This window comes from Streptomyces sp. NPDC088910 (assembly GCF_044749865.1).
Classification (GTDB): domain Bacteria; phylum Actinomycetota; class Actinomycetes; order Streptomycetales; family Streptomycetaceae; genus Actinacidiphila.
This window is the reverse complement of the sequence record NZ_JBIVIV010000010.1, coordinates 165,293-177,423: the sequence shown is the minus strand read 5'-3', so window position 1 is coordinate 177,423 and position 12,131 is coordinate 165,293. Positions and strand designations below refer to the sequence as shown.

Genomic DNA, 12,131 nt, shown 5'->3' with positions numbered 1-12,131 from the left:
ACGGGGCGACTGAACGGATACCGCCGCGCGGTGTGCCCCCCTGGGGGTACAGGTGGGCATCGTCCCTACCCGCCGGGTTCAGGCGCGGATTTCGTAGACGGCACTGCGCGGTGTTTCGGCGGCACGGCGCCAGTGGGCGAAGCCGGCTTCTCGGGCCAGCGAACGCAGCGCGTGTTCGCCTGCGTGGTTGCCCAGGGCCTGGGGGCCGTGCTGGGCGACCGCTGCGGGCAAGCACAACCCTACGGACAGTGCCATGAAGAGTTTGCTGACGGGGTGCGTGTTCATCGTCGGATCCGCCTCTCCGTTGGGCTCGACGAGCATGACCGTGCCTGCCGGCTTGAGGATGCGGCGTGCACCTTTCAGGGCCGCGAGAGGGTCACCCATATCGTGGAGGCAGTTGAAGAAGGTCACCAGGTCGTAAGCCGGGCGGTCGGCGTCAAGGTCGGCGGCGGCGACGGTGTGGAAGTGAACGCGGTCGTCGAGGTCGCGCTCTTCGGCGATGATCGCAGCCCGGTCGATGGACTCGGCGTGGTAGTCGTATCCGTCGAACGCAGATCGAGGGAAGGCCGCTGCCATCAGCATGGTGGAGTAGCCGACCCCGCAGCCGATGTCGGCGACCTGGGCGCCGCTGTCGAGGCGCTCGCGCACTCCCTGGAGGGCGGGCAGCCACCGAGTGACGATGTTCGCGTTGTAGGCCGGCCGGAAGAACCGCGCCACGGCTCGGAACATCTGTGGCGGGTATTCACTCCAGTCCACGCCCTCGCCGGTGCGGAAGCACTGGGCGAGCCGGTCTTCGACCCGGTAGAGGGTTTGCAGTGCGGTGAAGATGCCGACGCCGGCTGTTGGGGCGTCGGGGTGGGCGAGGACCTGGGCATGGGCGTCGGGGAGCTCGTAGGTGCGCTGACCGTCCGCTTCGGTGCCGGGTGATACCACGTATCCGGCGCCGTACTGGGTGTGCAGCCACTCGCGTACGTAGATCTCCTGAGTACCGGTCCGTTCGGCGAGTTGGGCCGGTGTCAGCGGTCCCGCGCCGGCCATCGCCCGGTACAGACCCAGGCGGTCGCCGAGTGAGACAGCCAGTCCCCCCACCGCGGTCGCCGCGTCGGTGAACACCCGGTCGGAAAAGGCCGTCACCAGCTCAGACGGGGCCGAAGCCGCCGCGGGCTCGGGAGAGGCGACCGCACGCGCCTCCGCCTTCTCGCGCGTGGGTGGACCGCCCGCCTGATGCCCGGTGTGTTCGGCGAGTTCGGCGACCGCCTCGAGGAACACGTCGATCTCGTCCTCGGTGTTGTAGGCGTAGAAGGAAGCGCGAGTGGTGGCGGGCAGTCCGAAGCGCACACACGCCGGACGGGCACACAGGTGACCGACGCGGATGCCGATCCCGCGCTCGTCCAGGTGTTCTCCGATCTCGTCGGGAAAGCGTCCCTTGAGCGCAAAAGAGATCGCTGGCCCGCGATCACGGCTGTCAGCGGGGCCGACGATCCGTGCGCCCGGGATGTTCGCCAGCCCTTCGAGCGCGCGGGCGGTCAGTCGGGCGCAGTGCTCGGCGATCCGATCGCGGCCCAGCGTGTCGAGGTAGGCGCAGGCGGCGGCGAGTCCGATGGCTTGGGCGATCATGGGAGTGCCGGCCTCGAATCGCTGCGGCGGGTCGGCGTAGGTGGAGTGCCCCATGGCGACGGTGTCATTCATCTCCCCGCCCGTCAGGAACGGTGGAAGCGCCCGCAGGAGTTCCCCTCTCCCCCACAACACCCCGATCCCGGTGGGGCCGCACATCTTGTGCCCGGAGAACGCCAGGAAGTCCACCCCGAGTTCGGTGACGTCGACGGGGAAGTGCGGCACCGACTGACACGCGTCCAGGACCGTCAGCGCCCCCACCTCCTTGGCGCGTTTCACCAGCACCGACAAGGGGTTCACCGTGCCGTACACGTTCGACTGGTGAGTGAAGGCCACAACCTTGGTGCGCTCGTTGACCACCTCGTCGAGGTTGTCCAGATCCAGTCGCCCTTCTTGAGTGATCGTCAGCCACGCCAGCTCCGCACCGGTCTGGCGGCACAACTGCTGCCAGGGCATCAGGTTCGAGTGGTGTTCCATCTCGGTGATGACCACGCGGTCCCCCGGCCCCAGCGCCATGGAACGCAACTCACGCTCCGCACGGGAGGCGTTCGCCAACGCGTATGCGACGAGATTGAGCCCCTCGGAGGCATTCTTCACCAAGACCATGTCCTGCGGCCGGGCGCCGATGAAGCCGGCGATCCTGGCCCGCCCCCGCTCCAGCAGATCCGTCGCCTCACGCGCCACCTGGTGGGAACTTCGGTGCACATTGGCGTTGTGTAGACGGTAGAAGTCGGTCTCGGCCGCCAGGACCATCTCCGGCTTCTGTGCGGTGGCCGCGCTGTCCAGATACACCAGCGGAACACCGCCTCCGACCCGGCGCGAAAGGATGGGAAAGTCCGCCCGGATCTCGTCAAGGTCAAACACCCGCTGGCTCGCGCCCGGCACAGAGTCCCGCAGGGCCGAGTGCGCACCGCACGGACAGTCAGAATCAGCATTCATATGCACCCTCCAGTTCATTCGATGAGTTCGAGGACGGCCGCAACACGCCCATTAACCAACTCTCCGCAGGGGACGTGTAGAGAAGCCGGTGACGGAGGTGTTAAATGCGCCGGGACGTTTACAATTGCTGACGCCACGCGGGACGCGCCTGGTGCGGCGGCGGAGAACTTCAGTTGCCGCGACGTGCTGCTACGGCATCGCGGTGATCCCCATCAACCCGCTGCGGGTCGAGGGCGATCTCGTCAATCTCTCTGACATCGCCGACGCACTGGCAGTGGCGCTTGGGCGCTACGGCGTCGGCCGAGCACGGCGCTCGGCTCGACCGTCTGTCGACCAGGACGGTCCGGCACCGGTGTTTTCAAGTCCCCGACGCCCGTTCTGGCGCAGCCAGCATCTTCACGGGTTCCCGTCGAAGCCCCCGGTGCGGGTGAGGCCGTACAACCTGCACACTCCGAGCGCTCAAGCTTCGGTCTCCGATTCGCGGCCGAGCGGCGTCCGGCCGCACCACCATCATCGGGTCCCAAGGTCAATCGGGCGGTACTGACGCACCGGCTGTTCACGGGGATCTCCCGGCGTCATCTCGCTTGCCTGATCGAGGAGTTGGCGGCGCCATGGCAGGCCGACGTCATGCTGTGCGGGGCGGAATCCGCGAGCGGGCCGAGGGTGCCGGAGTTCGCCACCAGCTGGTGTTCGTCGATCGGCTGGTGGCCACGCTGATCCATCTGCGCCTGGCAGTTGAGCTTAGGGCTGTCCTCGGGCGGTGCCGTGCTGGTGCTCGGGCAGTTCATGCCAGAAGGTCACCGGTCGGCCAGCGGCAATGAGGGGCTGCTCGATGGACAGGGGCACGACCGCGCGGACGTCGTGGCCGGCAAGCCAACTTGCCACGGCGACTTCACGCGCTGCTGCCGCGTCCTGCCCCGGCCGGGCGATGCGCACGACGATGCCACCAGGGATCCGCCAGAGATCGTTTTCGGCGAACCGGATCGGCTCGGCGTCGTCAGCTGCCAAGTGGGCGGTACTGGCTGCTTCCTGAAGGATGTGCCGTGATGCTTCGACTCGCGCCGGGCCATAGCGCGACGACATCGGCGATTCTCCGCCTCAGCTCGGCCGCCTCTGGCCTGCGCCCGAAGGGGCGGCCAGCATCGGACAGCGCCGCCACGTCAGTCAGAGCGCGTTTGGACCTCAACCCGCCGACTTCGCTGAGCGCTTTCTGGGCCGTGGCTACAGCTTCGCTGGGGTCACCCATACCCATGGTCAAGGTCGCGAGCTTAGTAAGCGATAGAGCCCGGGATCGGAGGTAACCGTCACTGTGACCGCTCGTCGCCCTCGTAAGGCGCTCGGCTGCGACGCGCCCACGCCGAGGACGCCTGCTTCGTCCCCACCGACGAGCCGGTTGGTGCAGGCTCATTCCCCGAGGCGCTGTGCTGGCTCGGACCGGCGTTGGCAGCGCACGCAGCGGCAGCACTGGCCGAGGTTTTCGGGCCCGAAGCCGAGCGCGGCTATGCCTCCTTTGTCCCGACAGCTGACGGCGGACACCTGCTCAAACGCAAGTGGTTCGCCCAGGACGCGCTTGCGCGGCGCGAGCAACTCCACCCGGGTATAACGGTTCGACCCGACGGCTTGGCGGAGTATCTGCGCTCCCGTGGGGCCCCAGGTCAGGGCGACGCCTCCCTTTTGCAGGGTCCGCCACGACGTCCACCGCGCGAATCCACGTCCACTGGCCGCGTCTACAGCCCCCGTTCCGGCGGTGGCCGGGGCTCAGGAGGCGGGTCGCAGAGCCGATCGCGTGATCGTTTTCCGGCTGCGGCACGGATGGGTTTGAGATTGTACTGATTTTCATATGTTCATGACGACATGCACCGTATATGAACATGTGTTTGGAAAGGTCGTGCCCAGAAACATGACGCGTATCCCTGTCTCCCGCGGCATCGCCGCTCTCGCGGTGGCCATCACCGCTGCCGCCCTCCCCGCCTCCCGGGCAGTTCTGCATGACGCTCCCACCGTCGCTGTCGTCCGCGCGGCCGACGATCCGACGCCTTCCCCCACCGACTCGACCTGCCCGGACGGCGCGGAGAAGCCCTGCCCCGCGTCCACGAAGGACCGTGAGGAAGTGGACGGGCAGCGCGACAAGGTGGAGAAGGACGAGGCGCAGGCCAAGGAGGACATCGCCGCCGCCAAGGGCGAGGCCACCAAGTGCCCGCCCACCTCGAAGGACTGCATGACCAACCTCGCCGGGGACGGCCACGAGCAGAAGGAGGGCATGGCCAAGACCCAGCAGGAACTGGAAGGCGTCCACCCCGCTCCTTCAAACAACGCACAGACCGCGGTCAGCGGCGAGTGCTCCGCGTTCGGAGCCGATCTGCCCCCCGCGCTGTCGTCCTCCGGTGACCCCGCCGACCTCACCCGCGTCTGCGAGTTGATGAACCCATGACCGCCACGACGAACCGCCGAGTCCTTGCCGCCGCCGCAGCCCTGGCGGTCGCGCTGTCCGCCCCGGCCGCCGCAGCGGCCGACGGCCCCGACCCCGCCGTCCCCGTCGCGCAGGCCTTCGACGGCGACAAGCCGCTGGACTCCCCGCAGAAGATCAGCGACTACTGTGCCGCACACGCCGGTGCCTGCCGCTTCGAGATCAACCGCGACGCCTCCAGGGAGTACGTCACCGCTGTCAGATCGCTGGGCAATGCGGTCCTCAACTGCACCAAGGAGCCGATCAAGGTCAGCCGTCAGGTCTCCCTCCAGGTCTCCAGCTCCGACAACCTCGGCGGCGAGATCACCGGGCAGATCACCATCGAGGGAAGCCTGAACGCCTCCGGCTCGGTGACCGCCGGCGTCGGCGGCGAGGCCGGCGGGACCTTCAAAACCCCGGACCAGTCCAAGGGGCCCAGCGCCGAGGCCACCGCGAAGGGAACCGCCAACGGCAGCGGCACCCTGACCGGCACGGCGGGCCTGCGGGCCGCCTTCGAGGGCGCCTTCAAGCTGTCGTACTCCAAGAACTGGAGCACCCAGCAGACGGAGTCCACCACATACGAGGTCACCGTCGCCCCGGGCGACGCGCTCATGTTCGGCGCGAGCGCTGCGATGCAGCGCGTGGCCGGCAGCATCCTCACCGGAAGCGGTCTCGGGGCGCACAACGTCTTCGTGGACGGTCCTTCCACCGTCAACCGCAGCACCTTCGTCGCGGACACCTACACCGTGCCCGGCAACACCTGCCAGCGGCTGCGGCCCGGCGGCAGGGACGCCATCGACGAGACCACCACGCCCCCGCCCACCCGCAGCGTTCCGGCCCGCCGTGCCGGCGCGCGCGCCGGGTCCGACGCCGGCCTGACCGTCGAAAGGCTGCCCGCGGGCGCCTGGCTCAAGCACCGCGTTCACCTCGCGGGCGTCGCCTCGTGAGCGCCCGCACGAAGCCGCCGCACGGTCCGGCCCCGGAGAGGACCCTCGTGACCACAGCCCGCCCCGTGCTTCGCCGTGCCGCTGTCGGGGCCATGTGTCTCGGCCTGGTGGCCGTCGCCTTTCCTGAGGCGTCCTCGGCGGACACGCCCGAGCCGGTCGCCGTGATCAACGGCGACCTGGCGCTTCCGGCGATCACCGGAAACGGCAACACCCTCACGCCCACGGGATGGTCGGTGGGTTCGACGTCCGCGAACAACGGTGCCGGAACCGCCAGCGGAGTGTTTCGCTACGCGGGCACCGTCACGGGCCACCCCGGGGGGAAGGCCGCGGCGATGCTGCCCCAGAACGGCTCGTCCTACGAGTTCAAGCAGCGTCTGCGCGGTGTGCGGCCGGGCGCACGGGTCACGGTCACCTTCGACGACAGCCCCGGCATCGCGATGCAGTGTGCCCCCCGCACGGTGGAACAGGGGCAGACCTACACCGTCCAAGGTGAGGGCGGCGCCGTTCAGGACGAGCTGACCGAGCCCGACCCGGACAAGGAATGGAATGTCTTCGGCGCAGGTGTCTGGCGCACCGGGCGCACCTACACCTTCACCGCCAACGCCTACGAGCCGCTGCTCACCTTCGCCTCCACGGTCCCGGTCAAACCCAACGGCGGCGCGGCCGGCACCGGCACCAACGGCGGACAGTGCGGACCGATGATCACCAACATCACGGCGGTCCAGGTTCCGCCCCCACTGGACAAGACCATCCGCAACGACGAACTGCCGCCGTCGCTGGCGTTCAGGGGCAACGACAAGCGGAACGTCACCGAGGCCGTCACCGAGTGCAACACCGCCGCCAGCCGCTGCACGTTCACGGCCGAGTCCGACTACTCCTTCGCGTACTACGAGCCCGCCAGGCAGGCCGAGGAGGGATACATCAACTGCACCCGCGCGACCATCACCCGAGAACGGCCGCTGCGGATCTCCTCACGCACCATCAGCGACCTGCCCGCCGCCGCCGGACTGCCCCCGGCCTCCGGGTCGGCTGCACGCTCGAACATGAACGGCCAGTTCACCACCGGCACCGGCACCACCCCCGCATGGGCCCCGGCGGCCGACCGGACGGTCCGTGAGGTCATCAGCCCCGGCGAGGTCTCCTGGATCGAAACCCAGAGCGGACGCCAGCGCACCGAAGGCTGGTACACCTCCAATCCCACACCCGCCGACCCGAACCTCGACTGGCGCCTCTACACGGTCGTCGACCACCCCTCCACCCAGCTCGCCGACCGCGTCTACCAGCGCACCGGTCCCCTCACCTCCGGTGAGCAGGCACGCTGCCGCTCCAACCGTCCCTCTGCCGAAACCCCCGTCGACGCGGGCGCGCCGGCAGCCGGAGCCGACCGTGGCTGACGTGACCACCACCTCCCCGAGTTCTCAGGGAAAGGGAAACCGCCCCATGCCGACCCGCCGTGAAGCAGGCCGACGCCACTGGAGACCCGCGGCCGTACTGATCGCCCTGGCCGCCGTCAGCCCCCTGCCGGCGCTCACCCAGCCGGCCTCCGCCGCCCCGGGGACCGCCCCCGCCGTCGTGACGCCGGCTCCCGCCCAGCGCGCCGCAACCGACTGGGCGACACTCGCCTGGGGCGACAACACCTACGGCCAGACCGCCATCCCCGGCGCCGCGCTGCGGGGGGCGAGCGCCATCGCCGCCGGTGCCTTCCACTCGCTGGCCGTCAAGGACGGCGCCGTCACCGCCTGGGGCAGCAACCTCTACCACCAGACAGACGTCCCGGCCGCGCTCCACTCCGACGTCACCGCCGTCTCCGGCGGCTACCTCCATTCCCTCGCCGTCAAAAACGGCCAGGTCATCGCCTGGGGCAGCGACCGCTACGACTCCACAGCCGTCCCCGCCGCCGCGCAGACCGGCGTCGACGCCGTCGCGGCAGGCCAGTTCTTCTCGCTCGCCCTGAAGCACGGCCAAGTCCTGGCCTGGGGCGACAACCGCTACGGCCAGACCCAGACCCCCGAAGGAACCCACACCGGCATCACCGCGATCGCCGCCGGCGCCTACCACGCCCTCGCCCTCACCGACGACGGCAAAGTCATCGCGTGGGGCGACAACCGCAAGAAGCAGACGGACGTCGTCACCCCGGTCAAGAACGGCACGGCCACGGCCATCGCCGCCGGCAAGGACTTCTCCGTCGCAGTCGTAGGCGGTCGCGTCTACGCCTGGGGCACCGCGATGACCAACCAGTGGGTGCCGACTACCGCCCAGACCCGGGTCGTCGCGGTGGCAGCCGGATACGACCGCATCGTCGCCCTGCGCGACAACGGCCAGGCCATTGAATGGAAAGCCAACACCACGGCCCTCACCGCACTCCCCACCGACGCCGCCACCAAAGTGCAGGCCATCGCAGCGGGCGGCTACCACTCCCTCGCCCTGCGCGGCGACCCGCCCGCCCAGCCATGACCACCTGAAACGCCGATCGCGCAACAGGCTCCCGACGTAGACCGGCTGCCGCTCGCCAAAGGCCACGCGGCAGCCGGTTCACATGCCTCACTCCGCCACGCAACCCCGCTCAGGACCTCCCAACTACCGCTACCGGGCTGGGCAGAACACCGCGCGGCTCGAATCATCAAGTACGCCGCGTCCACCGGCCAGCACCCGGTCGCGGTCCTGTCCGGCTGCGTCGTCTACGCCGCCGACGGCCCCTCACCGCTGGACGTCCTGCCCTACAAGGACGGCAAGCCGTTGCCCGGCGGCTTCCAGCTCGGCGTCCACCCCGGCTTGGTCAAGCAAGAAGGCACCCAGCCCACCTGCGTGGTGGCGTAGACGTAGTCCAGTACGCGGCAGCCCTTGGTCGCGGACGTGGTGGAGCAGGTGGCCTGCGTGACGGCGGACGTGGGTGCGATGGCGTACTTGGGGCGGGCCAGGAACGTATTGCCGACCGGGATCTTCTCCGAGACGACCTGGGTGGTGGAGTTGGTGGTCGGCAGGAACGTCGAGGTGACCCGCCACGACGTGGCCGAGGGGTCGACCTTCGCGAACGTGGTGGTCGTGCCTTCGCTGTCTTTGAGGGTGAAGGTGCCGGTGAGCGGGGAGCCGCTCAGCGTCAGGTCCTCCGCGCCCGGTTCGGGCTTCCACCCGCCGCCGGAGGCCGCGGTGAACCCGGTCGGATCACCGTCCGCATCCGGACGTGGCCTGGCCAATAAGGCGTACTCCTCCCGTGCGATCCGCGAGCACCTGCGCGAGCGTGGCATCCGGGCGGTTATCCCCGTTCCGGCCGATCAACGAGACCACCACCTGCGACGCGGAAGGCCACCAACCCTTGACCGCGAGGCATACAAACAGCACGACACCGTTGGAGGCTGCATCAACCGCTTGAAGCAGTGACGGGGCATGGCCGCCCGTGACGACAGGACAGGGACCATCTACCTGGCTGGACTGCACATCGCGAGGATCTTCCTCCGGCCCGCCAGCTGATCCAAACGAAACGGCCTAGCGGTAAAGCTAGCCGGGCTGCCGAAGAGAACCCGGTCCTACCGCCTGAAGCACTTCTCCACCACATGGCTCCTTGATTCTGGCCTGAGCCCCAAGGCCGTGCAGGCGCTCTCCCGGCACAGGGAGTTCAACGAGACGATGCATACCTACGCGCACCCGCCGGTTGCGGAGCCGGGCCTCACTGTGCGGACGTGCGGTCACCTGGTCGCTGTGGTCGGCAGGACGAAGACCGAGCCACCGGCTGAAGCAGATTTCGGGTCCTCAGCTTCCATGCACCCCCCCCACCGATCCCCACGCCGGATCGCGACACCACCCGGCCCCAGCTCCTCCGCCGACCGCCTCGGCGACGTCGGGATCGCGTTGGCGGGCGGGGACGCTGCCGCACGGTCAGGCGAGGGTGATCCGGATGCCGACGGTGCCGTCCAGGCCGCGGCGCAGGCGGCTGCCCAGGAGGGTGAGTCTTCCGGTCAACCCGTACTTGCGGGCCAGGAGACGGCGGTAGTGCTGGGTCTGCTCGCCGGTGAGGATGTCCGCCCGTCCTGGGACGGGCTCGCCCGAGGGGTTGCCGCGAATGTCGCAGGCGGACACCAGGACGTCGGCGCGGTTGCGGATCCTCTTGACCTTGCCGGAGTCGGCGACCGTCCAGATACCGAGGGCGTCACCGTCCCGGATCACCCACACCGGGGTCGGAACCTCTGTGCCGTCCCGACGGAAGGTAGTGACCCGGACGTACTTGCCCGATGCCAGCCGCTCAAGGTCCGTTTGACCATCTGTCATGGCGGAAGGGTACGTCACGGCTTGATGGAGCCTCCCTCTGCGTGCCCGGGATGCGCTTGCCCAGAAGGCCAGGTCGTGGGTGCGAGACCGGAGTGGGGTGATCGTCGGCTGTGCGGTGGTGACGTGCTGCCTCCGTCCAACGCCGGACGGATCTGTCGGTGTCTTCGTAGCGAATCCGAGCTGCGGTGATGTCCTGCAAACCGGAGCCGCCGGAGCCGGTGGCGATCTACCGGCCTGGTACGCGGCCCGGAAGGGCGGTTGCCGGCCGGATCACTCCGTTACGGGCAGGCACTCGGTGAGCAGGTCGATGACGTCGCGCCAGGCGCGTTGTGCGTGCTGTGGGTGGTGGCCGACGCCGGGGACCATGGGGTGGTCGACCGGCGGGTGGTGGAAGGCGTGGAGGGCGCCGCCGTAGACCACGAGGCGCCAGTCGACGCCGGCGGCCTGCATCTCGGCGGTGAACGCGTTGCGTTGCGCGGGAGGCATGATCGGGTCTTCCGACCCGACGCCCGCCCACACCGGGCAGCGGATGCGCGCTGCCTCGCCCGGCCGGCCGGTGGTCGTCGCGTTGACGGTGCCGATCGCGCGCAGGTGGGCGCCGTCGCGCCCGAGTTCCAGCCCGATGGCGCCGCCGGTGCCGTAGCCGATGGCGGCGATCCGGTCGGGGTCGGTGCGCGGTTCGGCGCGCAGCACGTCCAGCGCCGCGTGGCCGATCCCCCGCATCCGGTCCGGGTCGGCGAGCAGCGGCAGGCAACGGGCCAGCATCTCCTCGGGGTCCCCCAGATAGCGCCCGCCGTGCAGGTCGAAGGCAAGCGCTACGTATCCCAGCTCGGCGAGAGCATCCGCCCGGCGGCGCTCGACGTCACTGAGCCCCATGCCCTCAGGCCCGAGCAGCACCGCGGGCCGGCGGTCGGTACCGGCCGGGAGCGCGAGGTGCCCGACCATCGTCAAACCGTCAGCCGGATACTCGACCGTACGCGTGGTAACCGTCGTCATACGACTGGACCGTAATGGCCGTCGAGCCCGGTCGGGGCGCTGTTCTCCGCCGGCGGAACAGAAACATCCGCGCACACCTCGCGCCCGCCCGGCCCGAGAGCCCAAGTCATCGGCCGACCTGGCAGGTCCTGGTACGGTGCCCCGCCGCAGCTCCGCCGAGGAAGAGGGAAGTGCCACGAACCTCAGGTACGTGGCAGACGGCCGTGCTGTCGCCTTCGGCGCGCTGGACGGGCGCGCAGAAGGGGGCTGCCAGGCGGCACGTACGCCAGGGAGCCGCGCCGGGCTGCCTGACAGAGGTGCCGGATCCGTCTCCCCGGAGCGCCCCGCCGGGCAACGGCACCGCCGTCCGAGCCCTGCGGGCCGTGGGTCCGCTCTTCCCGAAACGCCCACGCGATGGTCAATCCCGGCCCGGGGCGCACCGGGGCTGGTCGAATCGGGGTCCGGCTTCATCAGCCCCCCTCCGGGAGAAGACATGCGCAACCGCATCCGGTGTGGCACGGTTGTCGCCGCCGCCCTCGCCGCCGCGACCGCGGTCCTGCCGGGCACCGCCGTAGCCGCCCAGGACCCCGTCCACACCTGTCAGAACATCCTGGTCGATGACGCCAACCGCGTGGCGGGCGACGGCTGCACCGGCGGTCCTGCCGGATACGAGGGCCCCGGCACCGTCAAGGACGCCGCTGGCGACATCGTCTGGAAATGCGCCCTCCTCGGCTCCGCCGCCGACACCGGACAGCCCGGCAAGCTGATCGTCGTCGGGTCGTTGGGCTGTGAAGAGCCCGGCGCCTCTACGGTGGCCTGACCGGGCCGCCGGGGACGGCGAACGAAACGCCCTCCGCAGCCGGACCGCCCGGCGGGCTACCGGCGATTGCCGGAGCAGCTCCGAGCGGACGTCTTGGCGAGGTTCACGCCGCCGTCGGGTCCGTGAC

General features: G+C 69.7%; 10 protein-coding genes and 2 pseudogenes. 8 read left to right on the top strand and 4 right to left on the bottom strand.

The genetic code is table 11. From position 1 onward, the window contains the following. Positions 1 to 78 precede the first annotated feature (78 nt). The gene (locus ACIP4Z_RS23235) at positions 79 to 2,553 is read right to left on the bottom strand and encodes a SufS family cysteine desulfurase (protein ID WP_401311028.1); all 2,475 of its coding nucleotides are present in this window, start codon (positions 2,551 to 2,553) and stop codon (positions 79 to 81) included. Positions 2,554 to 3,093: 540 nt separating this feature from the next. On the opposite strand from ACIP4Z_RS23235, the pseudogene ACIP4Z_RS23230 reads away from it, so the two are divergent. The 7 genes and pseudogenes from ACIP4Z_RS23230 to ACIP4Z_RS23200 form a co-directional block, all read left to right on the top strand. Then, positions 3,094 to 3,281: pseudogene (locus tag ACIP4Z_RS23230) on the top strand (IS5/IS1182 family transposase); the annotation flags it as partial. 37 nt (positions 3,282 to 3,318) lie between these two features. Further along, entirely contained in the window at positions 3,319 to 3,600 is a 282-nt protein-coding gene (locus tag ACIP4Z_RS23225) for a hypothetical protein (RefSeq protein WP_401311026.1), read from the top strand. An 853-nt stretch (positions 3,601 to 4,453) separates the two neighbouring features. Then, the gene (locus ACIP4Z_RS23220) at positions 4,454 to 4,984 is read left to right on the top strand and encodes a hypothetical protein (protein WP_401311023.1); all 531 of its coding nucleotides are present in this window, start codon (positions 4,454 to 4,456) and stop codon (positions 4,982 to 4,984) included. Beyond that, positions 4,981 to 5,946 (top strand): hypothetical protein, encoded by a 966-nt coding sequence (locus ACIP4Z_RS23215; RefSeq protein WP_401311020.1) that lies wholly within the window; start codon positions 4,981 to 4,983, stop codon positions 5,944 to 5,946. The genes ACIP4Z_RS23220 and ACIP4Z_RS23215 overlap by 4 nt, the downstream gene beginning before the upstream one ends. 92 nt (positions 5,947 to 6,038) lie before the next feature. Then, entirely contained in the window at positions 6,039 to 7,340 is a 1,302-nt protein-coding gene (locus ACIP4Z_RS23210) for a hypothetical protein (protein ID WP_401311017.1), read from the top strand. Between the two features lie 46 nt (positions 7,341 to 7,386). Then, positions 7,387 to 8,400, top strand: coding sequence for an RCC1 domain-containing protein (locus ACIP4Z_RS23205; RefSeq protein WP_401311014.1), 1,014 nt, complete (start codon positions 7,387 to 7,389; stop codon positions 8,398 to 8,400). 159 nt (positions 8,401 to 8,559) lie between these two features. Beyond that, positions 8,560 to 8,742, top strand: a pseudogene (locus tag ACIP4Z_RS23200) (hypothetical protein); the annotation flags it as partial. Here ACIP4Z_RS23200 and ACIP4Z_RS23195 read toward each other — a convergent pair. The 3 genes from ACIP4Z_RS23195 to ACIP4Z_RS23185 form a co-directional block, all read right to left on the bottom strand. Continuing rightward, positions 8,664 to 9,140: a hypothetical protein gene (locus ACIP4Z_RS23195; protein ID WP_401311011.1), complete on the bottom strand. Its 477-nt coding sequence runs from the start codon at positions 9,138 to 9,140 to the stop codon at positions 8,664 to 8,666. The pseudogene ACIP4Z_RS23200 and the gene ACIP4Z_RS23195 sit on opposite strands and share 79 nt — an antisense overlap. A gap of 679 nt (positions 9,141 to 9,819) precedes the next feature. Beyond that, the gene (locus ACIP4Z_RS23190) at positions 9,820 to 10,209 is read right to left on the bottom strand and encodes a PPOX class F420-dependent oxidoreductase (RefSeq protein ID WP_391045309.1); all 390 of its coding nucleotides are present in this window, start codon (positions 10,207 to 10,209) and stop codon (positions 9,820 to 9,822) included. Positions 10,210 to 10,479: 270 nt separating this feature from the next. Then, on the bottom strand, positions 10,480 to 11,205 hold the full coding sequence (locus ACIP4Z_RS23185; protein ID WP_401311008.1) for a dienelactone hydrolase family protein: 726 nt from the start codon (positions 11,203 to 11,205) through the stop codon (positions 10,480 to 10,482). A 472-nt stretch (positions 11,206 to 11,677) separates the two neighbouring features. On the opposite strand from ACIP4Z_RS23185, the gene ACIP4Z_RS23180 reads away from it, so the two are divergent. Further along, on the top strand, positions 11,678 to 12,004 hold the full coding sequence (locus ACIP4Z_RS23180; RefSeq protein ID WP_401311005.1) for a hypothetical protein: 327 nt from the start codon (positions 11,678 to 11,680) through the stop codon (positions 12,002 to 12,004). The last annotated feature ends 127 nt before the right edge of the window (positions 12,005 to 12,131 follow it).

Excerpts from the sequence above, each read along its gene's own strand:
- ACIP4Z_RS23235 (WP_401311028.1), bottom strand. The coding sequence starts at position 2,553 with ATGAATGCTGATTCTGACTGTCCGTGCGGTGCGCACTCGGCCCTGCGG.
- ACIP4Z_RS23220 (WP_401311023.1), top strand. The coding sequence starts at position 4,454 with ATGACGCGTATCCCTGTCTCCCGCGGCATCGCCGCTCTCGCGGTGGCC.
- ACIP4Z_RS23215 (WP_401311020.1), top strand. The coding sequence starts at position 4,981 with ATGACCGCCACGACGAACCGCCGAGTCCTTGCCGCCGCCGCAGCCCTG.
- ACIP4Z_RS23210 (WP_401311017.1), top strand. The coding sequence starts at position 6,039 with ATGTGTCTCGGCCTGGTGGCCGTCGCCTTTCCTGAGGCGTCCTCGGCG.
- ACIP4Z_RS23205 (WP_401311014.1), top strand. The coding sequence starts at position 7,387 with ATGCCGACCCGCCGTGAAGCAGGCCGACGCCACTGGAGACCCGCGGCC.
- ACIP4Z_RS23190 (WP_391045309.1), bottom strand. The coding sequence starts at position 10,209 with ATGACAGATGGTCAAACGGACCTTGAGCGGCTGGCATCGGGCAAGTAC.
- ACIP4Z_RS23185 (WP_401311008.1), bottom strand. The coding sequence starts at position 11,205 with ATGACGACGGTTACCACGCGTACGGTCGAGTATCCGGCTGACGGTTTG.
- ACIP4Z_RS23180 (WP_401311005.1), top strand. The coding sequence starts at position 11,678 with ATGCGCAACCGCATCCGGTGTGGCACGGTTGTCGCCGCCGCCCTCGCC.